This is a genomic window from Mycolicibacterium confluentis (genome assembly GCF_010729895.1).
Classification (GTDB): domain Bacteria; phylum Actinomycetota; class Actinomycetes; order Mycobacteriales; family Mycobacteriaceae; genus Mycobacterium; species Mycobacterium confluentis.
The window spans coordinates 4,369,559-4,393,436 of the sequence record NZ_AP022612.1 but is presented as its reverse complement, the minus strand read 5'-3'; the positions used below and the strand labels follow the sequence as shown (position 1 = coordinate 4,393,436).

The 23,878-nt window shown below is 67.6% G+C and carries 24 protein-coding genes; 17 read left to right on the top strand and 7 right to left on the bottom strand.

The genetic code is table 11. The features are described 5' to 3' along the window. Positions 1–5 precede the first annotated feature (5 nt). Positions 6–1,127 (top strand): glycoside hydrolase family 76 protein, encoded by a 1,122-nt coding sequence (locus G6N34_RS20825; protein ID WP_085151664.1) that lies wholly within the window; start codon positions 6–8, stop codon positions 1,125–1,127. A 19-nt stretch (positions 1,128–1,146) separates the two neighbouring features. Here the strand turns inward: G6N34_RS20825 and G6N34_RS20820 are convergent, their stop codons facing one another. Together G6N34_RS20820 and G6N34_RS20815 are read right to left on the bottom strand one after the other, a co-directional pair. After that, complete coding sequence (locus G6N34_RS20820) at positions 1,147–1,809, bottom strand: 3-oxoacid CoA-transferase subunit B (protein ID WP_085151663.1); 663 nt, start codon at positions 1,807–1,809, stop codon at positions 1,147–1,149. Continuing rightward, the gene (locus G6N34_RS20815) at positions 1,806–2,573 is read right to left on the bottom strand and encodes a CoA transferase subunit A (protein WP_179965786.1); all 768 of its coding nucleotides are present in this window, start codon (positions 2,571–2,573) and stop codon (positions 1,806–1,808) included. Before G6N34_RS20815 ends, G6N34_RS20820 begins: the two co-directional genes overlap by 4 nt. 181 nt (positions 2,574–2,754) lie before the next feature. Here G6N34_RS20815 and G6N34_RS20810 point away from each other — a divergent pair, with 181 nt between their 5' ends. Genes G6N34_RS20810 through G6N34_RS20795 form a run of 4 tightly spaced genes read left to right on the top strand, consistent with a single transcriptional unit; the run spans position 2,755 to position 7,463 of the window. Continuing rightward, on the top strand, positions 2,755–3,522 hold the full coding sequence (locus G6N34_RS20810; RefSeq protein ID WP_085151661.1) for an IclR family transcriptional regulator: 768 nt from the start codon (positions 2,755–2,757) through the stop codon (positions 3,520–3,522). A 51-nt stretch (positions 3,523–3,573) separates the two neighbouring features. Next, positions 3,574–5,397, top strand: a complete 1,824-nt coding sequence (gene nhaA, locus G6N34_RS20805) for a Na+/H+ antiporter NhaA (RefSeq protein WP_264016751.1) — start codon at positions 3,574–3,576, stop codon at positions 5,395–5,397. Between the two features lie 27 nt (positions 5,398–5,424). Continuing rightward, positions 5,425–6,549, top strand: a complete 1,125-nt coding sequence (locus G6N34_RS20800; RefSeq protein ID WP_085151660.1) for an XdhC family protein — start codon at positions 5,425–5,427, stop codon at positions 6,547–6,549. Between the two features lie 11 nt (positions 6,550–6,560). Further along, entirely contained in the window at positions 6,561–7,463 is a 903-nt protein-coding gene (locus tag G6N34_RS20795) for an LLM class F420-dependent oxidoreductase (RefSeq protein WP_085151659.1), read from the top strand. Positions 7,464–7,485: 22 nt separating this feature from the next. Here the strand turns inward: G6N34_RS20795 and G6N34_RS20790 are convergent, their stop codons facing one another. Further along, positions 7,486–8,175: a DedA family protein gene (locus G6N34_RS20790; protein ID WP_085151658.1), complete on the bottom strand. Its 690-nt coding sequence runs from the start codon at positions 8,173–8,175 to the stop codon at positions 7,486–7,488. A 91-nt stretch (positions 8,176–8,266) separates the two neighbouring features. Between G6N34_RS20790 and G6N34_RS20785 the strand changes: the two genes are divergently transcribed. The 7 genes from G6N34_RS20785 to glsA all read left to right on the top strand — a co-directional run bounded on the left by G6N34_RS20785 (position 8,267) and on the right by glsA (position 17,007). Further along, complete coding sequence (locus G6N34_RS20785; protein ID WP_085151657.1) at positions 8,267–9,280, top strand: alcohol dehydrogenase catalytic domain-containing protein; 1,014 nt, start codon at positions 8,267–8,269, stop codon at positions 9,278–9,280. A 77-nt stretch (positions 9,281–9,357) separates the two neighbouring features. Beyond that, positions 9,358–10,413: a class II fructose-bisphosphate aldolase gene (gene fbaA, locus G6N34_RS20780; RefSeq protein ID WP_264016750.1), complete on the top strand. Its 1,056-nt coding sequence runs from the start codon at positions 9,358–9,360 to the stop codon at positions 10,411–10,413. A 105-nt stretch (positions 10,414–10,518) separates the two neighbouring features. Next, positions 10,519–11,511, top strand: coding sequence for a LacI family DNA-binding transcriptional regulator (locus G6N34_RS20775; protein ID WP_085151655.1), 993 nt, complete (start codon positions 10,519–10,521; stop codon positions 11,509–11,511). Positions 11,512–11,666: 155 nt separating this feature from the next. Further along, complete coding sequence (locus G6N34_RS20770) at positions 11,667–12,896, top strand: YlbE family protein (RefSeq protein WP_085151654.1); 1,230 nt, start codon at positions 11,667–11,669, stop codon at positions 12,894–12,896. A gap of 59 nt (positions 12,897–12,955) precedes the next feature. Further along, positions 12,956–14,521: a purine-cytosine permease family protein gene (locus tag G6N34_RS20765; protein WP_085151653.1), complete on the top strand. Its 1,566-nt coding sequence runs from the start codon at positions 12,956–12,958 to the stop codon at positions 14,519–14,521. Positions 14,522–14,622: 101 nt separating this feature from the next. Continuing rightward, on the top strand, positions 14,623–15,993 hold the full coding sequence (locus G6N34_RS20760) for a glutamine synthetase family protein (protein WP_085151652.1): 1,371 nt from the start codon (positions 14,623–14,625) through the stop codon (positions 15,991–15,993). A gap of 96 nt (positions 15,994–16,089) precedes the next feature. Then, entirely contained in the window at positions 16,090–17,007 is a 918-nt protein-coding gene (glsA, locus tag G6N34_RS20755; protein ID WP_085151651.1) for a glutaminase A, read from the top strand. Between the two features lie 22 nt (positions 17,008–17,029). Here the strand turns inward: glsA and G6N34_RS20750 are convergent, their stop codons facing one another. Then, the gene (locus G6N34_RS20750) at positions 17,030–17,827 is read right to left on the bottom strand and encodes an Rv0361 family membrane protein (RefSeq protein WP_085151650.1); all 798 of its coding nucleotides are present in this window, start codon (positions 17,825–17,827) and stop codon (positions 17,030–17,032) included. A 198-nt stretch (positions 17,828–18,025) separates the two neighbouring features. Between G6N34_RS20750 and G6N34_RS20745 the strand changes: the two genes are divergently transcribed. Beyond that, positions 18,026–18,442, top strand: a complete 417-nt coding sequence (locus G6N34_RS20745) for a DUF3151 domain-containing protein (protein ID WP_085151876.1) — start codon at positions 18,026–18,028, stop codon at positions 18,440–18,442. 10 nt (positions 18,443–18,452) lie between these two features. Here G6N34_RS20745 and G6N34_RS20740 read toward each other — a convergent pair whose 3' ends face one another. Genes G6N34_RS20740 through G6N34_RS20730 form a run of 3 tightly spaced genes read right to left on the bottom strand, consistent with a single transcriptional unit; the run spans position 18,453 to position 20,744 of the window. After that, complete coding sequence (locus G6N34_RS20740) at positions 18,453–19,346, bottom strand: cation diffusion facilitator family transporter (RefSeq protein ID WP_085151649.1); 894 nt, start codon at positions 19,344–19,346, stop codon at positions 18,453–18,455. Positions 19,347–19,385: 39 nt separating this feature from the next. Then, positions 19,386–20,165 (bottom strand): site-2 protease family protein, encoded by a 780-nt coding sequence (locus G6N34_RS20735; protein WP_085151648.1) that lies wholly within the window; start codon positions 20,163–20,165, stop codon positions 19,386–19,388. Positions 20,166–20,174: 9 nt separating this feature from the next. Further along, complete coding sequence (locus G6N34_RS20730; protein ID WP_234812879.1) at positions 20,175–20,744, bottom strand: hypothetical protein; 570 nt, start codon at positions 20,742–20,744, stop codon at positions 20,175–20,177. 137 nt (positions 20,745–20,881) lie between these two features. On the opposite strand from G6N34_RS20730, the gene G6N34_RS20725 reads away from it, so the two are divergent. From G6N34_RS20725 to G6N34_RS20710, 4 genes are read left to right on the top strand one after another with little or no spacing between them, the layout of a single operon-like run. Beyond that, positions 20,882–22,177: an adenylosuccinate synthase gene (locus G6N34_RS20725; RefSeq protein WP_085151875.1), complete on the top strand. Its 1,296-nt coding sequence runs from the start codon at positions 20,882–20,884 to the stop codon at positions 22,175–22,177. Then, entirely contained in the window at positions 22,177–22,824 is a 648-nt protein-coding gene (locus G6N34_RS20720; protein ID WP_085151646.1) for a PaaI family thioesterase, read from the top strand. The genes G6N34_RS20725 and G6N34_RS20720 overlap by 1 nt, the downstream gene beginning before the upstream one ends. 53 nt (positions 22,825–22,877) lie before the next feature. Continuing rightward, positions 22,878–23,576, top strand: coding sequence for a hypothetical protein (locus G6N34_RS20715; protein ID WP_085151645.1), 699 nt, complete (start codon positions 22,878–22,880; stop codon positions 23,574–23,576). Between the two features lie 42 nt (positions 23,577–23,618). After that, the gene (locus tag G6N34_RS20710) at positions 23,619–23,864 is read left to right on the top strand and encodes a hypothetical protein (protein ID WP_207576321.1); all 246 of its coding nucleotides are present in this window, start codon (positions 23,619–23,621) and stop codon (positions 23,862–23,864) included. The last annotated feature ends 14 nt before the right edge of the window (positions 23,865–23,878 follow it).

The window sequence follows — 23,878 nt, the reverse complement described above, 5'->3', positions numbered from 1 at the left end:
CTTGCATGGATCGGGTATGGGCCAATCGGGCGGCCTCGGCGGAGGCTGCCATCGCCAAGCGTCATCTCAAGAAGCTGTGGGGTCTGCCGGGCACGCAGTTGGGGGTGGTCGCGTGGCCGCCCACGGGCAGCGACCGAAAATTCAAGACCTGGCACTACTGGTGGCAAGCCCACCTGCTGGACTGCCTGGTCGATGCGCAGGTGCGTGACCCGAAGCCCGAGCGCGTCGAATCGATCCGCCGCCAGGTCCGGGGCCACCAGATCCGCAACAACGGCCGGTGGGTCAACAGCTACTACGACGACATGGCCTGGCTCGGCCTCGCCCTCGAACGCGCGGGCAGGCACGTGGGCGTGGACAAGCACCGCGCCCTGGATCGGCTGTCCGACCAGTTCGTCACCTCATGGGTGCCCGAGGACGGCGGCGGCATCCCGTGGCGCAAACAGGACCAGTTCTTCAACGCGCCGGCCAACGGCCCAGCCGGAATCTTCCTGGCGCGGTACGGGGACCGGTTGCGGCGTGCGCAGCAGATGGCCGACTGGATCGACGAGACGCTGATCGACCCCGAGACGCATCTGGTCTTCGACGGGATCAAGGCCGGATCGCTGGTTCGGGCGCAGTACACCTACTGCCAGGGCGTGGTCGTGGGCCTGGAAACCGAACTCGCGGTGCGGACCAAGGACGAGCGACACGGTCAGCGGGCGGCGCGTCTGGTCGCCGCGATCGCCGAGCACATGGCTCCCGACGGCGTGCTCAAGGGTGCCGGCGGTGGGGACGGCGGGCTCTTCTTCGGGATCACCGCACGCTACCTCGCCCTGGCGGCCACCGAACTGCCTGGCGCCGAACAGGATTCGGAGAACGCGCGGGATACCGCCCGCCGAATCGTGCTGGCCTCGGCGACCTCTGCGTGGGATCACCGGCAGACCGTCGACGGCCTGCCACTGTTCGGGCCGTTCTGGGATCGCACCGCAGTGATCCCGTCCGCCCCCACCAGTGCCGGCGAGGAGGCCCAGTTCGTGCAGGGCGCCGTGAACGCCTCGTCGGTGCCCGAACGCGATCTGTCGGTGCAGTTGTCGGGTTGGATGCTGATGGAGGCCGCGCACACCTTGGAGGCTGGCGCGGACTCCTGAGTGAGCCCGCGCCAGACCGTCAGTCCAGCGCGAGGGTGAGTTCGGCGCCGGTGGCCGCGATCACGTCGTCGGCCGACACGCCGGGGGCGAGTTCGCGCAGAAGCAGTGTGCCGTCGCCGACGACGTCGATGACCGCCAGGTTCGTGATGATCCGGTGGACGACGCCCTGACCTGTCAGCGGCAGGCTGCACACGTCGACGATCTTCGGGTTGCCGGCCCGATCGGTGTGTTCCATCAGCACAATCACCCGCGCGGCGCCGTGGACCAGATCCATGGCCCCGCCCATGCCCTTGACCATCTTGCCGGGCACCATCCAGTTGGCCAGGTCGCCGGTTCGGGAGACCTCCATGCCGCCGAGCACCGCGGTGTCGATGTGGCCGCCGCGGATCATGCCGAAGGACAGCGCCGAATCGAAGTATGCCGCACCGGGATTGACCGTGACGGTCTCCTTGCCCGCGTTGATGAGATCGGCGTCCACCGCGTCATCGGTGGGGTACGGGCCAGTCCCCAGGATGCCGTTCTCGGAATGCAGCGTGACGCGCACATCGGAACTGAGGTACCCGGGAATCAGCGTCGGCAGGCCGATGCCGAGATTGACGTACTCGCCATCGCGCATCTCCGCGGCCGCGCGCGCGGCCATCTCATTGCGGTTCCATCCCGTCACCGTCGGCTGTTCACTCATCGTCCTGCTCCCTCTGCCGCACTGACGGTCCTCTTCTCGATCTTCTTGTCCTGCGGGCCGGTGTGCACGATGCGCTGAACGAACACACTGGGTAGATGTACGGCTCCCGGGTCGATCTGGCCCGGCTCGACGAGCCTCTCCACCTGGGCGATGGTGATCCGACCGGCCATTGCGGCCAGCGGGTTGAAGTTCATGGCGGTCTTGTTGAACACCAGATTGCCGTCGGTGTCGCCGACTTCGGCATGCACCAGCGCGAAGTCGGCGTTGATCCCCTCTTCCAGCACGTAGCGCTTGCCGTTGAAGACTCGCGTCTCCTTGGGTGGGGAGGCCACGGCCACGGAGCCGTCGGCGGCGTAACGCCACGGCAGCCCGCCGTCGGACACCGGGCTGCCCACGCCGGCGGGGGTGTAGAACGCCGGGATTCCGGCGCCGCCGGCGCGGAGGCGCTCGGCGAGCGTGCCCTGCGGAGTCAGCTCGACCTCCAGTTCACCGGCCAGGTACTGCCGGGCGAACTCCTTGTTCTCGCCGACGTAGGAGGCCGTGACGCGACGGATGCGGCCCAGCCCCAGCAGCACGCCCAGGCCCACGCCGTCGACGCCGCAGTTGTTCGAGAAGACCTCCAGGTCGGTCGTCGACCGGTCCGCGAGGGCCTGGATCAGTGCGTCGGGTATGCCGCACAGCCCGAAACCACCCACCGCCAACGTGGCGCCGTCTCCGATGTCGGCAACCGCCGCGGCGGCCGACGGGTACACCTTCGAAGTCATTCAATCTCCTGATCCGTGTCTCGGCGCAGATGTCCACTCTGCAAACGCCGGCGATGTGGGGTCAAGTGAACAACTTGGCCGGTTCGGCGATCAAGTGATGGACGCGATGACACAGAAAGTGTTCGCGGGATGGTCGAACCCGCCGCCTGCGTCCAATATGTGAACGCCTACCATCGGTGCTGTGCCGGCGACTGTGCAGACATCCCAGGTGGTGGCGCGTGTCGGAAGGCTGTTACGGGTGGTCGGCGCCGCCGAGCCGACCGGCGCGTCGACCACGGAGCTCGCCAAAGCGGCAGGTCTGGCTCGTCCGACCGCCCACCGGCTGCTCGCGTCCCTGGCCGACGAGGGCCTGATCGACCGGGATCTGGCGACCGGCCGATGGACGTTGGGTCCGGAGCTTTACCTCCTGGGCGCCGGAGCGGCGAATCGGTACGACATCATCGAGCAGGCCCGCGATGTGGTCACCCAACTCGCACGCGAGACGGGGGAGAGTGCGTTCCTGTCCGCCCGCCGCGGAGACGAGACGGTGTGCGTGTTGAGCGAGGAGGGCAGCTTTCCCCTGCGGTCGCATGTGCTGCACGTGGGAATCCGGTTCCCGCTGGGCGTGGCCTCGGCGGGGCTCGCCATCCTGAGTCACCTCCCAGAGCGCGAAGTCGACGAGTACCTGGGCCGGGTGGACCTCACACCCAGATGGGGTGAGAGCCATTCCGAGCAGGCGCTGCGGCGTCGGCTGGAGTCGACCCGGGCCACGGGCTATGCCGTGAACCCGGCGTTGATCGTGGAGGGGAGCTGGGGTATCGGGGCGGCCGTGTTCGACCGAAATGCAAGACCCGCATGGGCTTTGAGTCTGACGGGTGTGGAGACCAGGTTCCGGGAGCCGCGCCACCGCGAGTTGGGCACGCTGCTCCTGGAAAAGGCACATGTCCTATCAGGGCAGCTCAAGGCCTGATCGCCAGGTAGCGTGCGCAGTGTGACCGCTGATCAGTCGAGCTCCAGCAGTCTGCCGATACTGGCCCGGCTGTTGCCGAGCCGGCTCGGCCGCGACCCCACCGCTCCCCGCAGTGGTGAAAACACTGCCGCAGCAATGCTTCTGGTGTTCACGGTGCTGGCGATCGTCTGGGCCAACTCGCCGTGGGCCGACACCTACACGACGTTCTGGAACACCGAGATTGGTGTGAGCTTCGGATCTCTGCACGCGGAGATGTCGGTCAAGCATTTCGTCAACGACGCGCTGATGGCGTTCTTCTTCTTCGTCGTCGGCCTTGAGGTGACCAGCCAGTTCACCATCGGTGAGCTCACCGACCGGGCCAGGGCCGTCGTGCCGGTGCTGGCGGCCGTCGCCGGACTCATCGTCCCCGCCGTGGTGTTTCTGCTGTTCAACTCCGGCGAGGACGCGCGGGCCTGGGGTGTCGTGATCTCCACCGACACAGCCTTTCTGGTGGGTGCGCTGGCCATCATCGGGCCCAAGCATCCGGCCCGGCTTCGCACGTTCCTGCTGACTCTGGCCGTGGTCGACGACGTCGGTGCGCTGCTGGTGATCGCGCTGTTCTACTCCGAGGAACTGCGGATCTGGCCGCTGGTCGTGGCGGGCCTGGTGTTGGTCGCGATTGCCCTGGTCCGGCTGCTGCCCGCGTGGCGCGGTCCCGCGTACTGCGCGCTGGCGTTCCTGCTGTGGTCGGCGCTGCTGCTCGGCGGCGTGCACCCCACGCTGGCCGGAGTGGGTGTGGCCCTGCTGATCCCGGTGTTCCGGCCGCAGCGGCAACGCGTCGAGGAGGCCGTCGACGTCATCCGCTCATTCCGGCAGTCACCGAACTCCGAGTACGCCCGTAACGCTGCGCGCACGCTGCGCGAGTCCATCTCGATCAACGAGCGGCTTCAGACGGGCTTCGGCCCGTACGTGTCGTTCGTCGTGCTGCCGCTGTTCGCGCTGGCCAACGCCGGTGTGCGCCTCGACCAGGCGACCATCAGTGCGGCCATGGGCTCGTCGCTGACCTGGGGCATCATCGCGGGCCTGGTGGTGGGCAAGCTCATCGGCATCACGGGTGCGACCGCGCTGGTGCGTGCCCTCGGCATCGGCCAGCTCGCGCCGGGCCTGACGCTGCGCCGCGTGGCCGGCGGGGCCGCGCTGTCGGGCATCGGCTTCACCATTTCGCTGTTCATCATCGACCTGGCGATCACCGACCCCGTCAAACAGGATGAGGCCCGGGTCGGTGTGCTGGTGGCCTCGGCGGCGGCCTTCCTGCTGGGCTGGACGATCCTTCGGGTCACAGACCGGATGAGTCCACCGGAGGCGGTGGGCGCCAAGCTGGTTCGGCCCGTCGATCCGGACCGCGACCACATTCGGGGCAACCCGGACGCGCCGCTTGTGCTGGTCGAGTACGGCGACTTCGAATGCCCGTTCTGCAGTCGTGCGACCGGATCCATCGACGAGGTCCGGGCGCACTTCGGCGACCAACTGCTGTACGTGTGGCGGCATCTGCCGCTGGCCGACCCCCATCCGCGGGCCATGGACGCCGCGCTTGCGAGCGAGGCCGCGGCGCTGCAGGGCAAGTTCTTCGAGATGAGCCGCACGCTGTTCCGATTCCAGGACTATCTGGAATGGGAGCACCTCTACCGCTACGCCGACAGCGTCGGCTGCGACATCCGGACGTTCGACGAGGACCTGCGGTCTCCGCGCGTGCGCCATCCCGTCGAGGACGACGCGCAGGACGCCGAGGTGATGGACCTCAACTCGGTGCCGACGTTCTTCGTCAACGGCCGTCGTCACCAGGGGCCCTGGGACGCCGCGAGCCTGATCCGTGCGCTGGAGGCTGGTCGCGAGTGACGCCGCGCGCTGCGGTTAGATGGCATCGTGCGTGACGTGCTGAGCGACCTCTTAGCAGTCTGGCGCTCGGGTGGCACCGCGGGCGTCGGCACTGTGGTGCGGACATTCCGGTCCGCGCCGCGACCCGCGGGCGCGGCCATGCTGGTGGCTCCGGACGGGACGGTCACGGGTTCGGTGTCCGGCGGCTGCGTCGAGGGTGCGGTGTACGAGTTGGCCACCGAGGTGGCCGCGGGTGACGGGCCCGTCCTGCAGCGCTACGGCGTCAGTGACGACGACGCGTTCGCGGTCGGGCTGACCTGTGGAGGCATCCTGGACATCTTCGTGGAAGCGGTGTCGCAGAACAGCTTTCCGCAGCTGGAGCAGGTCGCCGCGGACATCGAAGCGCACGTGCCGGTCGCGGTGGCCACGGTGATCGCCCATCCCGACCCGGAGTGGGTCGGGCATCGACTCATCGTCCGCGCGCACGATGTCGACGGATCGCTGGGATCGGCGCGCGCCGATGCCGCGGTGACCGACGACGCGCGTGGACTGCTCGCGGCTGGGCGCAGCGAGGTGCTCACCTACGGCCCCGACGGGCAGCGCCGCGGTGAGGGCATGGAGGTGTTCGTGTCCAGCTGTGCGCCGCGGCCGCGCATGCTGGTCTTCGGTGCGATCGACTTCGCCGCGGCCGTCGCGGCGCAGGGCTCCTTCCTGGGTTACCGGGTCTCGGTGTGCGACGCCCGCGCGGTGTTCACCACGGCGGCAAGGTTTCCCACCGCCGACGACGTGATCGTCGACTGGCCCCACCGGTATCTGGCCGCCGAAGTCGAGGCGGGCGCCGTCGACTCCCGCACCGTGATCTGCGTGCTGACCCACGACCCCAAGTTCGATGTCCCCCTGCTGGAGGTCGCCCTGCGCATACCCGACCTGGCATACATCGGCGCGATGGGTTCGCGTCGCACGCACGAGGATCGGGTGCAGCGACTGCGCGAGGCCGGTCTCTCCGACGTCGAACTGTCCCGGCTCTGCAGTCCGATCGGCCTGGACCTCGGCGGGCGGACGCCTGAGGAGACCGCGGTGTCGATCGCCGCTGAGGTCATCGCGCGGCGCTGGGGCGGCGACGGCCGCCCGTTGGCCGAGACCGCGGGACGCATCCACCACGACGACACCTAGCATCTGTAGGCGTGACCGAACGCACCCGCATCGATTTCCCGTCCCGTATCGGCGTCTGGTGGGCGTCGGACACCTGGCCCATGGCCGAGGCTCAGCAGGTGGCCCGCGACATCGAGGAACTCGGCTTCGGCTCGCTGTTCCTGCCCGAGACCGCCGCCAAGGAGTGCCTGACGCAGTCCGCGGCGTTCCTCGCGGGCACCGAGCGGTTGGTGATCGGCACGGGCATCGCCAACATCCACGTCCGGCTGCCCTCGGCGGCCGAGGCCGGCGCCCGCACCCTGACCGCGCTGCATCCGGGCCGCTTCGTGCTCGGCCTCGGGGTCAGCCACGGCCCGCTGGTGGAACGCGCCCTCGGCGGCACCTATGAGAAGCCGCTGGCGACCATGCGCACCTACCTGGAGCGGATGGCCGCACTGCCCGAGCAGATCGAACCCGGCGTCGGCCGTCCGCCGCGCCTGCTGGCCGCGCTGGGGCCAAAGATGATCGAGCTGTCCGGCAGCCACGCCGATGGCGCGCATCCGTACCTCGTGACGCCCTCGCAGACCGGCGTCACCCGGGAGATCCTCGGCACCGATAAGTGGGTGGTGTCGGAGCAGGCCGTCGCGATCGGCGGTGACGACGAGGACCAACTGCGTCGTGCGCACCTCCATCTCGAGGTCTACAGCGGCCTGCCGAACTACCGCAACTCGTGGTTGCGGCAGGGGTTCGACGAGTCCGACCTGGTGCGTGGCGGCTCAGACCGGCTGGCCCGTGCCCTGGTGGGCATGGGCTCGGCCGAGCAGGCCGCGGAGGTGGTGACCGCACACTTGGACGCCGGCGCCGACCACGTCGTCATCCAGGCGCTGGGCAACTCCCCGACGGATGACCCGCGGCCCGCACTGCGCGAGTTGGCGAAGGTGCTGAAGCTGAACTAGGCGGTCAGGCGGCCGGGCCGGCTCAGGCGGCCGGTTCGGCGCCGTTCGAGGCGTTCTTCGCCGCGCGCCGGCGCTTGAAGTACTCGATGAACATCGGGGCGACGGACACGAGCACGATCAGGATGAAGATCGGCTCGAGCAGCTTCTGGATGATCTCGAACTGGCCCAACCAGTAGCCCAGGAGCGTCAGCCCGACGCCCCAGACCAGGGCACCGACGATGTTGAAGATCGTGAACACGCCGTAGTTCATCCGCGCCGCGCCCGCGGTGATCGGGGCCAGCGTCCGCACGATCGGCACGAAGCGGGCGATCACGATCGCGAACGGGCCGCGCTGTTCGAAGAACGCGTGCGCCTCGTCCAGGTACTTCTGCTTGAGGAAGCGATTGTCGGGCTTGAACATCGCGGTGCCGAGGTTGCGCCCGATCCAGTAGCCCACCTGGCTGCCCAGCACCGCCGCGATCGGGATGAACAGCAGGAGCTGCCACAGCTGGAAGTTGGCCTGATCGGCGCCCTCGGTGGCGGCCGCGGCCGAGCCCGCAGCCAGCATGCCCGCGACGAACAGCAGCGAATCGCCGGGCAGCACCGGGAACAGCACCCCGGACTCGACGAACACCACCACCAGGATTCCCAGCAGCGCCAAGGTGCCGAACGAGTTGATCAGGTTGATCGGATCCAAGAAGTCCGGCATGAGCGCCAGGGTCGTGCTGGTCATGAGGCCCCAACATACCGGCGTCGGGATACGTCCCGGTAAACGCGGCGCCGCAGACCTTCCGCGCGCGCCGCACCGGCGATAGGTTCAACGGATGGCCACCCACACCGCAGTGCACGTCGAATCCGCAGGTCAACCGCTGACTCTGGTGCAGGTCGAGACCGAATCGCCGCCACCTGGCCACGTCCGGATCGCGGTCGCGGCGTGCGGCGTGTGCGGCACCGACCACGGCATCGTCAGCGGCGGCTTCCCCGGCCTGGCCTGGCCCGTGACGCCGGGGCATGAGATCGCGGGCACGCTCGTGGAGATCGGCGACGGTGTCGAGGGCTTCGAGGTGGGCGACCGCGTCGCGGTGGGCTGGTTCGGCGGCAACTGCACCCGCTGCATCCCGTGCCGTAAGGGACAGTTCATGCAGTGCGTGGCACTTCAGGTGCCCAGCCTGCACTACGCCGGCGGGTACGCCGAGTCGGTGATCACCCCGGCCACCGCGCTGGCCAGGATCCCCGACGAGCTGTCCTTCGTCGAGGCCGCGCCAATGGGCTGTGCGGGCGTCACGACGTTCAACGGCCTGCGGAACACTCGCGCCAAGGCCGGCGACCTGGTGGCGATTCTGGGTATCGGCGGCCTGGGACACCTGGGCGTGCAGTTCGCGCGGGCGATGGGCTTTGAGACCGTCGCGATCGCACGGGGAGCGGCCAAGGCCGACGACGCGCGGGAGCTGGGCGCACACCACTACATCGACTCCACGGCCGGTGACCCGGCGGCCGAACTGCAGAAGCTCGGCGGGGCCGTCGTGGTGCTCGCGACGGCGGCGAGTTCGTCGGCCATGGGCCAGACCGTCGGCGGACTGGCGCCGCAGGGCGAGTTGGTCACCATCGGCGTCACGCCTGAACCGCTGCCGATCAGCCCGCTGGACCTGATCACCGCGGGCCTGTCGGTGTCGGGACACCCGTCGGGCACGGCCCGCGACGTCGAGGAGACCATGGCGTTCGCGGTGCAATCCGGGGTGCGGGCCGTGGTGCAGGAGCGCCCACTTGCCGAGGCCGCCGACGCATACGCGGAGATGGAATCGGGCCGGGCGCGCTACCGGATGGTGCTTACGGTGTGAGCAGGCATCGACTCCGGTAGGCCATACAGAAAAGGTTCCTGCGATACTGCCAGGGACAACCGCTGCAGGCTTTAACGCTGAAGGAGAAAGTCCCCATGCCCATCGCCACGCCTGAGGTCTATGCCGAGATGCTGGGCCGCGCCAAGGAGCACTCGTTCGCGTTCCCGGCGATCAACTGCACGTCCTCGGAGACCATCAACGCGGCCATCAAGGGCTTCGCTGATGCCGGCAGCGACGGCATCATCCAGTTCTCCACGGGCGGTGCGGAATTCGGCTCCGGACTTGGGATCAAGGATATGGTCACCGGCGCCACGGCGCTCGCCGAGTTCGCGCACGTGGTCGCCGCGAAGTACCCGATCACCGTCGCGCTGCACACTGATCACTGCCCCAAGGACAAGCTGGACGGCTTCGTCCGCCCGCTGCTGGCCATCTCGGCCGAGCGCGTCGCCAAGGGCCAGGACCCGCTGTTCCAGTCGCACATGTGGGACGGCTCGGCCGTGCCGATCGACGAAAACCTCCAGATCGCCCAGGAACTGCTGAAGCTGTCGACCGCAGCCAAGATCATCCTGGAGATCGAGATCGGCGTCGTCGGCGGCGAAGAGGACGGCGTCGAGGCCGAGATCAACGAGAAGCTGTACACCAGCCCCGAGGACTTCGAGAAGACCATCGACGCCCTCGGTGTCGGTGAGAACGGCAAGTACCTGCTGGCCGCGACGTTCGGCAACGTGCACGGCGTGTACAAGCCGGGCAACGTGAAGCTCAAGCCGGAGATCCTGGCGCAGGGCCAGAAGGTCGCCGCCGCGAAGCTGGGCCTGGCCGATGACGCCCAGCCGTTCGACTTCGTCTTCCACGGCGGTTCGGGCTCGCTGAAGTCCGAGATCGAGGATTCGCTGCGCTACGGCGTGGTGAAGATGAACGTCGACACCGACACGCAGTACGCCTTCACCCGCCCGATCGCCGGACACATGTTCTCCAACTACGACGGCGTGCTCAAGGTTGACGGCGAGGTCGGCAACAAGAAGGTCTACGACCCGCGCAGCTACCTGAAGAAGGCTGAGGCGTCGATGACCGAGCGTGTCATCGAGGCCTGCAACGACCTGCACAGCGCGGGTCGCTCCGTCTCGGCGGGCTAAGCGTTGCGTCGAACGTGACGGATATGCACTGAAACCGGCTCGCGTCGGCCCATATCCGTCACGTTCGTTGGTATGGGCGGGGTCACACTTCGCTATCGTTGACCCGTGGCAAGGATTGTCGACGTGGCCGCGGCCGCGGGAGTGTCGCCGACGACCGTCTCCCATGTGCTGAACAATCGCGGCCGCATCGCCGAGGAGACGCGTGATCGTGTCCTCGAGGCGGCCCGCGAGCTGGGCTACCAGGCCAATGTGCACGCCCAGCAGTTGGTGACGAGGCGCAGCCGGATCATTGCGATCCAGATGCCGGATCTGGGCCTGGCTCAGGGGCCGGCACTGCCGCACTCGGCCTACTTCCTGGAGCTCATCAACGGGGCTGCGGCGGTGGCCGACAGTCTGCGGTACGCGCTGGTGGTGTTGCCTTCCGGGGGGAAGTCCAGCATTCTCAACGGATTTGCCATCGACGGTGCCATCATCGTCGACCCGCAGGGTGACGAACAGGTGTTCCGCAGTGACGTCCCCATGGTGACGATCGGCGTCGCTCTGCACCGGACGCGCAACGTGCTGACCGTCGACAACGACCATGCCGACGCGGCGCGTCAGGTGATGGATCACTTTGCGGGACATGGACGACACCGCCCCGCGCTGCTGACCGACACCACGCAGCGCTCCTACGTCAACGACGTCCTCGCCGGGTATCGAAACTGGATCGCCGAGCACGAGGCGACCGAATCTGTGGTGGCGGTGGATTCGCTGAACCGCGCCGATCTGGACCACGCGATCGTGGAGTTGTCCGGTGTGGGCGCGGACGCGGTGTATGCGAGTTCGGACGACCTTGCGCTGGCGCTGCTCGACGCGGCGGCCCGCGCCGGGGTTCGGGTTCCCGATGAGTTAGCTGTCGCCTCGGCGGTGGATAGCATGTCGCTGACGTTGACCTCGCCGCAGATCTCGGCGACCAACCTCTTTCCGTTCCGTACCGGCGAAACCGCGGCCGAACTGCTGATCGACCGTCTGGAGAACGGGTCGGACGCCGACTCGGGGCGGTTGATCCCCACGGAGTTCATCGCGCGGGCTTCCAGTGCCGGTGCGCACGCATTGTGACCCCCTTGACAGCCATGCGATGACGTGAGTAGCGTCACACGCCATTCAGCCAAAACCATTTGGCGGATGTGGGGCGCGGGCCCAGATGGGCTCGCGCACAAGAACTGCCGGACCATTCGTGACAGTGCCAAAACGTTTTATCAGGAAGGCGTGGAATGTCGGGTACGCGGGAGAAGGCCAACCGTGCCGCGGTGGATGCACTGCTGGCCGTCGAGCCGGTTCTGGTCGCAATTCACAGCGCACACCGAGCCATGGGCCTGCCGCGCACGACCGTGCTGACTTCAGGCCCGACCCTGCCATTCCGCGCCTACACCGGGGGACAGCGCGCGGCGGTCATCGGAGGCGCGCTGTACGAGGGTCTGGCCGACGACGAAGCCGCTGCGGTGGCGGCATTCGAGCGCGGCGACATCACCGTCCGGGGTTGCCAGGAGTTCGGTTGTGTGGGGTCGCTGGCCGGTGTCACCACCGCGTCGATGCCGGTGGCGGTGGTTGCCGACGAGAGGACCGGTGACCGCGCGTACTGCACGCTCTACGAGGGGGACAGCGCGGACCGGTTGAACTACGGCACCTACACCGCGGCCACCAGAGAGAATCTGGAGACCCTGCGGTTACAGGTGGCGCCCGCGCTGGACGGCCTGGTCAGTGTGCAATCGGAACCGTTGCGGCTCAAGCCGATAATGGCCCGCGCGCTCACCATGGGCGATGAACTGCACAGTCGCAACGCCGCCGCCACCCTGCTGTTCCTGCGCCGGCTGCTGATCGGGGCCAAGAACTTGGGCCTGGACCTCGAATACGCCTTGACAGCATTGTGTGACGACTACTTCTTCCTGCGTCTGTCCATGGCGGCGAGCAAGGTGATGGCCAACGCGATGCGCGGATACGAGGACTCCAGCGTGGTCACCGCGATGGGCTTCTCCTGCAAAGAGTTCGGAATCCAGGTTTCAGGAACAGGCGACACCTGGTTCACCGGCCCGTTGCCGACGTTCGAGGACCACCGCCTCGAGCCGGGGTTCGACGAGAGCGACATCGAATTCATGGGCGGCGAGAGCATCATCACCGAGGTGGTCGGCCTGGGCGGGATCGCGCAGGCCGCAGGTCTTCCCCTGCAGCGGTCGAGCGGCGGGCAGGTTGCGCCGATGCTCGCTCGGACCACAGCGATGTACGACATCACCGTCGCCGAGAGTCCTGACTTCCTGATCCCGGTTCTGAATTATCGCGGCACCCCGTTGGGATTGGATGTGGCCAGGATCGCCGAGTCTGGCAGCGTCACACCGTATCTGGACATCGGCATCGCAGGCCGCTCCGGCCGGCAGATCGGAGGAGGGGTGGCGCGGGCTCCGATGCGGCCCTTCCTGAGCGCATGGGAGGCGCTCAGGGCGGGATAGCCGACGACCCGCCCCCAGTTGAACTCTGATCCAATCCCGGTAAACCGAAGGAATCCGATATGCAAGAACGAGTCGCCCAGGAGGGCACCCAGGCCGTTGCGGCGAAGATCGACGCCGTCGGCAAGGTCGAAAGCTACGGAATCGAATACATCCCCGATGAGGATCGCCACTCCCAGCCGCGGAATCTGTTGTGGATTCTGTTCGGCGGGAGCATGACGTTCGGCATCATCGTCATCGGCTGGGTCCCGGTGTCGCTGGGCCTCGGCTGGTGGGCCTCAGCGAGTGCGATCGTTGTCGGCTCGGCGATCGGTGCGACGCTGATGGCGCCGATGGGACTGCTCGGACTTCGAAGTGGCAGCAACAATCCGGTGGCCAGTGGTGCGCACTTCGGTGCACTGGGCCGAATGATCGGCTCGGCACTGGGCATCACAGCCGACATCGTCTTCGCCGCATTGTGCATCTGGGCGGCCGGAGAGGTGTTGGCCCGCAGCGTTGTCCGGATCTTCGGTATCGAGAGTCAGACCACCACCGTGGTGCTGTTGATCCTGGCCTACGCGCTCGTCGCGGTCGTGATGACCGTCATCGCCGTGTTGGGTCACGCGAACATGGTCACCTTCACCAAGTGGATGGTGCCCACAGCAGGGACGATCATGATCGTCTACGTCTTCATCGCGGCTCGGGATTTCGACCCCAGTTACGCCGGTGGTGATTACGCACTGGGGAGCTTCTGGCCGACCTGGATTCTGGGCATGCTCGCGTGTGCGGGAACAGTGAACTCGTACGGGCCGTACGTGGGTGACTGGACGCGGCACATCTCGACCACGAAGTTCGCACCCCAGCAGTCAGTCAGGGCAGCGTGGATCGGCGGATTCTTCGGAATGGGTGGCGCGTTCATGTTCGGCGCCTACACGGCGGTGACCTTCAAAGACCCGATCAACGCCTACGCGACGGAGTTCGCGAACAATGTGCCCTACTGGTTCCTGTTCTTCGCGCTGTATCTCGCCTTCGTTCCGGGCACGGCCCAGGCGGTCATCAACATCTACAACATGGGGCTGGACTTCTCGTCGATCGTCCCGGGCCTGAGCCGCGTTCGGGCCACCATCTACCTGTCGATCGTGTCGACCGCGCTGGTCTTCGTCGGGGCCTTCTACCAACAGCTCTCGGCGATCGTGAGCTCCTATCTGGCGATCCTGATCGTTCTGGGCGCGCCGTGGAGTGTCATCAACCTGATCGGTTACTTCAACAACCGCGGCTACTACGACCCGGACTCGCTGCAGGTCTACAACCGCGGCCAGATGGGTGGTCGGTACTGGTCGTCATTCGGTCTCAACCACCGCGCCGTCATCGCGTGGGTCTCGGCGGTGACCGTCGGCATGCTGTTCGTGAACACCGGGTGGTACGTGGGTCCGGGCGCCCAGATGTTCGACGGCGCGGACTTCGGCTTCATCGTGTCCACCTGCGTGGCCGCGATGGTCTACGTCGCCTTCCTGAAGTTCAACCCCGAACCGGCATACACCTTCGGCCCCAAGGGCGCCCGGATCGCCAGTGCTCCTCAGGAGCGGTACGGCGACTTCATGCCCATTCAGCCGATGGACATGAGCAGGGGCCGGTGGCGGATCGGCTAGGCCGCTGCGGTGCGCAGCACACGAAAGGTGGTGAGCGTCAGACTCCGTCCCTAACCGAACCTGATCGTCCCTATTGCGAAAAGAATTGAGAGCCAAGAAATATGGATACCCTCAGACCAATCGATCCGGCACACAAAGACAAGGCCAAGGAGTTGGCGGACGCTGGTGTCCGGTACGTCACGGCGTCGTGGATCGACATCTTCGGCAGATCACGGGCCAAGAGTCACCCAGTGCACCTCCTGCCGGAACTGATGGCCGGCTTTGCTCGCTATACGCCGCGCGGCATCAACGGCATCGGCGCGATGGATCCAGTGGAGGAGGAGGTCACCACCCTTCCCGACCTCGACACGCTCACGGTGCTGCCGTGGGACACCCGGTTCGCCTGGATGGCCGCCGACATGTGGTCGGACAGGGGTGAGCCGTTCTCGCTGTGCCCGCGTTCGATTCTCAAACAGCAGATCGACCGCGCGGCCGAGCAGGGTTATCGCTGCACGCTGGGTGTGGAACCGGAGTTCTACCTCTACCGTCCCGAGGACCTCACCTCCGGTGGATTCGGGGTGCTCACCGCCACCGGCGCGATCGAACCGAGTCCGGCATACGACGTCGAGACCACCTATGACGTCGCGGACTTCCTCGACGACGCCGTGACGACGATGGGGCAGATCGGACTGGACGCGTTCGCACTGGGCGCCGAAGGCGGGGTGAATCAGTTCGAAATCGACTTCTACTACAAGGATCTGCTGCAGATGGCGGACCGGCTCACGCTGTTCCGCCTGATGATGCATCAGGTGGCGAAGCGGCACGGCCTCGCGGTCAGCTTCATGCCAAAACCTTTTGCCAATCTGTGGGGCTCGGGCGCACACTTCAACCTCGGCCTGTACGAGGTCGGTGGTTCGGGCGAAAGCGTGCTGAGGCTGGGGAATCCGGCCGTCCACGGCGAGGAGGAGTGGTCCAAGGAGTCCAAGTACTTCGTCGGCGGCCTGTTCCAGCATGCCCGGGCGTTGACCGCGATCACCAACCCACTGGTCAACTCGTACAAGCGGCTGACGCCCCGCCTTGTCGACGGGTCGGTTTCGTGGGCACCGATCAAGATCGCCTACGGGCCCAACAACCGGTCGTGCATGATTCGCCTGCCGGAGAACCGTCCGGCCATTGAGGTGCGCAACCCCGACGCCTCGGCGAACGTGTACCTGGCCGGTGCGTTCCTCCTGGCGGCCGGCCTCGACGGCATCGCCAACGAGATCGATCCCGGCGAGCCGATCACGGAGTTGGCCTCTGATCGCGATGAGATCCAACGCCTGCCGAGGACGCTTCTGGAGGCCGTGGAGGCGTTCGAGGCCGACGAGTTGAGCCATCAGGTGTTCGGCAAGGACTTCATCACCGATTACGCCGCGACCAAGCGTGCGGAATGGGAGCGGTCTCACCTGCCGGTCGGAGACGCGGACAGGAATGCGCACCTGCCCTATTTCTAGATCGTGAGTGAGCGAGCCCTGGCCGGGCCTGACGCGCATGCAGTGGGCCCGGCCAGGCGCAGGAGACGGTTTCCGACGGCACAGAAGTGGTGACTGATGACGGTGATTGCAGACGACTGGTTGTCGATGTTGGTGGACGAGGTGCGCCCGCACCTTGCGGACGGGGCCGTCTCCACCTACCTGCCGGGGCTTCGCCGGGCCTGCGGCGAGGAGCTGGCGGTGGCGGTGGATCATGGCGACGGGCGGCTGTTCACCGCGGGAAATCATCACGCGCGCTTCACAATCCAGAGCGTGGTGAAGGTCTTCACGCTGCTGCTGGCCCTGCATCACCGGGGTGAGGACTATGTCTTCGGCCGTGTCGGACGGGACCAGGGCATCGGCTCGTACAACTCGCTGGAGACGTTCGTCCGAGAGTCCGGCGTTCCGGTCAACCCGTTCGTCAACGCCGGAGCGCTCGTCGTGGTCGACATGCTTCCCGGCGACGGCCCGGACGGGCGAGTCGAGGAGGTGGTGGAGTTCGTCCGCGCGGTGACGGGGAACCCGGGCGTCGCCGTGAACGACGGCATGGCCCGATCCGAGCTCGAGCTGGCCGACCGCAACCGCGCGCTCGGGTATTTCCTGCGCAGTCGGGGCCTGCTGACGACCGACGTGGAGGAGCTGCTGTCGGCGTACTGCCGAATGTGCGCGATCGAGGTGGACGTCGTCGATCTGGCCCGCGCGGGGCGGGTCCTGGCCCAGGGGGCCGACGTCGAGGTGATGGGCCGGCGACTGCAGGCGTCCCATGTCCGGTCGGTGCGGCGACTGATGCTGTTCGCCGGCATGTACGAGGAGTCCGGTCAGTACGCGTGTGAAGTGGGCATTCCGGCGAAGTGCGGGATCTCCGGCGCGATGATCGGGGTGGTCCCGGGGCGGTCGGGGGTCGGCATCTACGGCCCGGCGCTCGACGGTTCGGCCAACAGCATCGGTGGCGTCCGGTTGATGCGGTTGCTGGCCCAGGAGCTCGAGATCGAGTGACGCCGCGTTCGGCGGGGGTGGGTCAGTTGCCCGCGTCCTGGCAGATCTTCCACTGATCGTCGCGGAACTGCAGGTCGAGGCTGCGGGTTGAGCGCGTGCTGGGGTCGGACTCCATGAAGGTCGTGACATTGGCCTCGGCGTGTTCGCCGTTGACGACGACCTGATCCACGCTGGCGATCACGGGGTACTGGCCCGCGTCGGCGACCCGTCGGTGGATCTCATCCCACTGCTTCTGGTCGTAGTTGTTGTAGCTCTCCGCGGTCTGACCGCAGGTGATTCCGCGCAGCGTGGCCAGATCACCCTTCTCGATCGCGGTGTCGTACTTCATGATCGTGTCTTTGACCCGATCCTCCTGCGACACCCCGATCGAGGTGTTGCGGGTCAGCAGCACGGTGCCCAGCACTGCGACGGCCGCGAGCGCGGCGATCACCAGGATCAGCGCGAGCACCCAACCCCAGCTGCGCCGATTCCGCGGCGGCTTGGTGGCGCCGGGACGCGCCGGGATGGCTTGCGGTGCAGCGACTTTGGGGGCGTGTCCGGGCCCCTGAGAGGTGTCACCGACCGCGGTGAAGACCTCGGTTACGGGGTCCGGGGCGGTGTCGATGACCTGAGTCGAGCCCGCGTCCATGCCCGACGGCGCGGTGAACCGGCGTTCGCCGGGATCCACAGTGGGCAGCGGGTTCGCGGCGGTGTCGGGATCCTCCTGCGCGGAGAAGATCTCGGTCTCGGCGTTGTCCGGCTGCGAGGGATCTTGCGCGGTGTCCTGATCAGACGGCGCAGGCTGCTCGTCGTCCTGATCGGGCCCAGGTGGATTCGACATCGGTGCTGCGGTCCTCCACTTCATGAGGCGGGCTGAGTAAGTCCGAGCGCAAGCCTAGCGCCGCGACGATGGCGCCTCGCATCGGTGGGCGTGGGGAAGTGGTGTGCGAGGTGGTGAGGAGTGGCGCCATGGGACCGCGCCGCGACGATGGCGCCACCGCGTGGGAGGCGCGCACGACGGCACGGCAGAATGGTCGCCATGACGCGGATGGGTGATCTCCTGGGACCGGACCCGGTGCTGCTGCCCGGTGACATCGAAGCCGAAGCCGAACTGGAAGCCGGCGAGAATCCCGCGATCGTGGCGGCGGCGCATCCGTCGGCCTCAGTCGCGTGGGCGACGCTGGCCGAGGAGGCTCTCGACGACGACAAGGCCGTGACGGCCTACGCCTACGCCCGCACCGGGTACCACCGTGGGCTCGACCAGTTGCGCCGCAACGGATGGAAGGGCTTCGGCCCGGTGCCCTACGCGCACGAGCCCAACCGCGGTTTCCTGCGCTGCGTGGCCGCGCTGGCGCGGGCCGCCGAGACCATCGGCGAGACCCCGGAATACGCGCGCTGTCTCGACCTGCTCGACGACTGCGATCCGTCGGCTCGCGCCGAACTCGGCCTGAGCTGACCCGCTGGGCTCAGCAGTCCCTGCCGGTGCCGCAGTCGTCGCCGACGCCGGGCGGTTCGACCTGCACGGTCGCGTGCTCGAGTCCGCGCGCGGCCAGCACGGCCCGGGCCTCGACGAGCACCTGAGCCGAGTCACCGCTGCTGGTCAGGTGGGCCGTGGCCATATCGCGGCCGGGAACGAGCGTCCACACGTGCAGATCGTGCACGCCGGTGACGCCGGGAACGGCCTGCAGAGCACTCCGGAGTTCCTCGACGTCGATGTGGGTGGGTGAGGACTCCGACAGAATCCGTAGGGCCGCACGTGCGAGGGCGATCGCGCGCGGCAGCACCCAGAGTGCGACCAGGACCGCGACGACGACGTCGGCGTAGGGCCATGTCGTGGTCACCGTGACGATGCCGGCGATCAGGACGCCGATGCTGCCGACGGTGTCGGCCATGACCTCCATGTAGGCGCCCTTGACCGCGAGGCTGCTCTCGGCGTGGGAGCGCAGCAGCACCACGACGACCGCGTTGGCGAGCAGGCCCGCCAGGGCGACGATGATCATCGGCACGCCCGGCACCTCGGGCGCGTTGCCGAGACGTTCAAAGGCCTCGAAAAGGATGAACGCGGCCATGCCGAGCAGCAGTGCGGCGTTGGCCACGGCGGTGAACACCTCGGCGCGGTGCCACCCGTAGGTGCGGGCCGCCGACGCCGAACCGCGCCGGGCCAGCAGCACGGCGGTCAGACCCATGAACATCGCGACCAGGTCGGTGAGCATGTGGCCCGCATCGGCGAGCAGTGCGATCGAGTTGATCAGCAGTGCGGTGGTCAGTTCCAGCACGAAGAACGCCGCCAGGATCGCGGCGGCGATGACCATGCGGCTGACCCGCGAGTCACTGTGGCTGTGATCGTGGCCGGCACCCATACCGGCAATCTATGCGTAATGACGCATATATCGCAAGGGTCACACCCAGGCTGACCAGAACCGGGTGAGCTGGCTGCCCATCCAGGCGAACTGCTCGTTTACACCGGACAGTTCGAAGACCTCGCCCACGGCGCCGAAGAACAGCCGATTCAGCGGCGGGGCGATCAACAGGATGACCACAACCAGGAAGCCCCACTGCTTGAAGCCGTCGAGCGCGCGCTGGGTCTCGGGCTTCAGATGCGGTTCCAGGGCGCCGTACCCGTCGAGGCCGGGGACGGGCAGCAGGTTCAGCACCAGCGCCATCACCTGCAGCAGGGCGAGGAACGCGACCCCGGCCCAGAACACCGCATGGGCGGCATCGAAGAACAGTCGGACCGAGATCAGCAACAGGATCGCGAGCACGAGATTGGCGAACGGGCCGGCCAGGCTCACGAGCGTCCGCTGCCGTGGCGTCATCCCGGACGTGCGGACGTACACCGCGCCACCGGGCAGGCCGATGCCGCCGAGTGCGATGAACAGCAGCGGCAATGCGATCGACAGCCCAGGGTGGGAGTACTTGAGCGGGTTGAGCGTCAGGTAGCCGCGTGCCTCGATGTCGTGATCGCCGAACCTCCACGCCGTGACCGCGTGCCCGAACTCGTGAAGGCACAGCGAGACGACCCATCCGGCGATCACAAAGATGAACACCCCGGCATAGGCCAGTGGGGTCACGGTGTCGGTCGCGAGCCAGGCCAGCACGCCGCCGAGTGCGGTGACGGCCACGATGGCCAGGAAGATCGGGCTCGGACGCACCGATTGGCGCAGGGGACGCACGTTCACCCCCGCAAACTACTCGCGCGCGCTGCCAACCCGCAGCCAGCCCTGCGTGTGCCGGTAGAACGTCGACCGCTTGACCGGCCGCGACATCGGCACGCCGTCACGGATCACCGTGGCCGCCGGGGTGCCGAGTTGGGCGGCCCGGCCCGTCACCCACTGTGGTCTGTGCAGCAGGCCGCCGGGCAGGACGGCGGCGCGCAATCCCGGCATGGCGTTGATGGGTTCCACGCGCAGGGCCGGGGCGTGCCCGTCGAACAGCACTGTGTCGTCGACGATGGCCTCGCCCTCGATCCCCTCGGCGCCGTCGGCGGGCAGCCACTGCGCGGCCCCGACGAGCACCGTTCCCGTCTCGTCCCGAATGAGCGGGACGCGCTGTGCGGCTGCCGTCAGGGCCCGGCCCGCACCCCAGCGGCGCGTCACGTGGGCGACCTCGACGTCGAGCCGCTCGGTGCGCATCAGGCGCGTCAGGACCGTCGACAGGTCGGCCGAGGAACCCAGCACCACGATTCTCTCGGCCTGCTCGGTGGCGGTGTCGATCGTGGTCTTGGGGTCGTCCGAATCCGTCACCCGGACGGTCGGCATCCTCCGCAGAGGCCGGGGCGCGCGGCGGTCTCCGAAGAGCAACACAACGGTCAAGGCGGCTCCTGACAGTTCACTGGGATATGGTGGGTCACCGGCTGGACCTGAATGATCAGGTCAAACGAGCAGGAGACTATGCCATGCCGGCAATCGTCCTCATCGGCGCCCAGTGGGGCGACGAGGGCAAAGGTAAAGCCACCGATCTTCTCGGTGGACGTGTGCAATGGGTGGTGCGGTACCAGGGCGGCAACAATGCCGGTCACACCGTGGTGCTGCCCAGCGGCGAGAACTTCGCGCTGCACCTCATCCCGTCCGGGATCTTGACGCCCGGGGTCACCAACGTGATCGGCAACGGCGTCGTCGTCGACCCCGGTGTGCTGTTGACGGAGCTGTCCGGGCTCGAGGAGCGCGGTGTCGACACCAGCAGGCTTCTCATCTCGGCGGACGCGCATCTGCTGATGCCGTATCACGTGGCTATCGACAAGGTCGTCGAACGCTATGCGGGCAGCAAGAAGATCGGCACCACCGGTCGCGGCATCGGTCCCTGCTATCAGGACAAGATCGCCCGGATCGGCATCCGTGTCGCCGACGTGCTGGACGAGGGTCTGCTGGCGGACAAGATCGGCGCGGCGCTTGAGTTCAAGAACCAGGTGCTGGTCAAGGTCTACAACCGCAAGGCGCTGGAACCCGACGAGGTGCTGACCAACCTGCTCGAGCAGGCCGAGGGCTTCAAGCACCGGATCGCCGACGCGCGGCTGCTGCTCAACCAGGCCCTGGAGAACGGCGAGACCGTCCTGCTCGAGGGTTCGCAGGGCACGCTGCTCGACGTCGACCACGGCACCTACCCGTTCGTGACGTCGTCCAACCCGACGGCCGGCGGCGCCGCCGTGGGCTCGGGCATCGGCCCCACCCGCATCACGACGGTCCTGGGCATCCTCAAGGCCTACACGACGCGCGTCGGGTCCGGGCCGTTCCCGACCGAACTGTTCGACGAGCACGGTGAGTACCTCGCCAAGACCGGCGGCGAGATCGGTGTGACGACGGGCCGACGCAGGCGCTGCGGATGGTTCGACGCCGTCATCGCGCGCTATGCGACACGGGTCAACGGCATCACCGACTACTTCCTGACCAAGCTCGACGTGCTGTCGTCGCTGGAGACGGTGCCGATCTGCGTGGGCTACCGCGTCGACGGCAAGCGCACCGACGAGATGCCGATGACCCAGGCCGACATCGCCCGCGCCGAACCCATCTACGAGGAGATGCCGGGCTGGTGGGAGGACATCTCCGAGGCCCGTGACTTCGATGACCTGCCCGCCAAGGCGCGCGACTACGTGCTGCGGCTCGAGGAGCTCGCCGGCGCGCACGTCTCGTGCGTGGGTGTGGGTCCTGGCCGGGATCAGACCATCGTTCGCCGCGACATCCTGGCGGCTCGGTAGTGAGTCACGACTTCGGTCTGGATCCGCGCAGGGTGGATCCGGAGTACGACCGGCATGGCGGTTTCCCGGTCTTCGAGGCCGCGCAGCCCGGTCCGGGGTTCGGCCGGTTCGTGGCGGCGATGCGCCGCCTGCAGGATCTCGCGGTCTCGGCCAACCCCTCCGTGGACACCTGGACCGACGTGGCCGACCGCGCCGAGGCCCTGGTGTCCGAGCTCGCACCGTTCGAGGCGGGTGAAGGCGTGGGCCCGGCCAACCGCGTGCCCGATCTGCCCGGCGCGGGCAGCCTGCTCGCACCGCCGTGGTTGGTCGAGAAGTTCGAGGCCGACGAGGTGCGGTTGCGCGTGACGTTCAGCCGGTTCCACGTCGGCGGCAACTACGCGGTGCACGGCGGTGTGCTGCCGCTGCTGTTCGACTCACTGTTCGGCATGGTCATCCACGCCGCGGGCCGGCCGATCAGCCGCACCGGATTCCTGCACGTCGACTACCGCCGGGTCACCCCGATCGACGTCGAGTTGTACGCCCGCGGCTGGATCCGAGAAGCCGAGGGGCGCAAGGCATTCGTCAACGCCGAGCTGCGCAACTCCGACGACGAGTTGTTGGCCGAGGCCAACGGCCTGATGATCCGTCTGCTCGCCGGGCAGCCCTGAAGCCAGGGTTTCGCGCTCACCGTCTCGGCGTTGTGCGGGGTGTCTGACGCGCAATGCGTTTGAATGTCCCGGTGAAACAGAACAGTCTGCGTCGCTTGACCACTCCACGCGCGGCCGGCCTGGCCGGCGTGCTGTTCGCGGTGCTGTTCGGTGCAGCCCTGGTGCTGATCCGCACGGCCGTGCCGGAGGGGGCGGACGTGGACTCCCCGTGGCTCGACGGCGCCACCACCCATCTGAAGTGGGCGTCGCTGCTGATGCCGTTCGCCGGCATCGCCTTCCTATGGTTCATCGGCGTGGTGCGCGACGGCCTGGGCCGGTACGAGGATCGGTTCTTCGCGACGGTGTTCTTCGGCAGCGGCCTGTTGTTCCTGGCGATGATGTTCGCGACGTCGGCGGTCGGCGCCGCGCTGATCGCCACGCGCGCGGTGTCGGTCGATCCCGCCGTGCACGCCGAGGTGGCGGCATTCGGAAGAGTTCTGCTGCTGACGTTCTCCAAGACCTACGGGCTGCGGATGGGCGCGGTCTTCATGATCTCGCTGGCGACCATCTGGCTCAAGACCGGCCTGATGCCGCGCTGGATGATTTACGGCACGTACACCGCCGCAGTGGCGCTCCTGTTCGCCAGTGACCTGAGCATGTGGACGGTGCTGGCGTTCCCAGCCTGGGTGCTGGTGGTCAGCGTGCTGGCGCTGAGTCGGGCCGGGGTGATCGATCTGCACTTCGGGGAGGACAGGCGTCACGACACCGTGTGACGCGTAGAGTCCGCGACGGGCTGGGGCTACCGCCGAAAGCTGTTGCCGCATCAGGTGGTCACCATCGACTACAGCCGCAGACGCAGCCTCAACGGGCTGGAACGACTGATGTACGGGGCCGCGGGCCGAGACCAGCGGTCCGCCGACCGAGTGGCGGCTGTGGGCAGTCGCACCCGCTCGCCGCTGTCGCTGCTGACCCCGGCGGCGTTGGCCCGGGCCGTGGTCGTCAACCGGCGAGCGCGGGCCACCCCGAGGCCTGTCGTCGCCTCCGGAACGCGCGAGACGTAAACCTCTGCGCACCG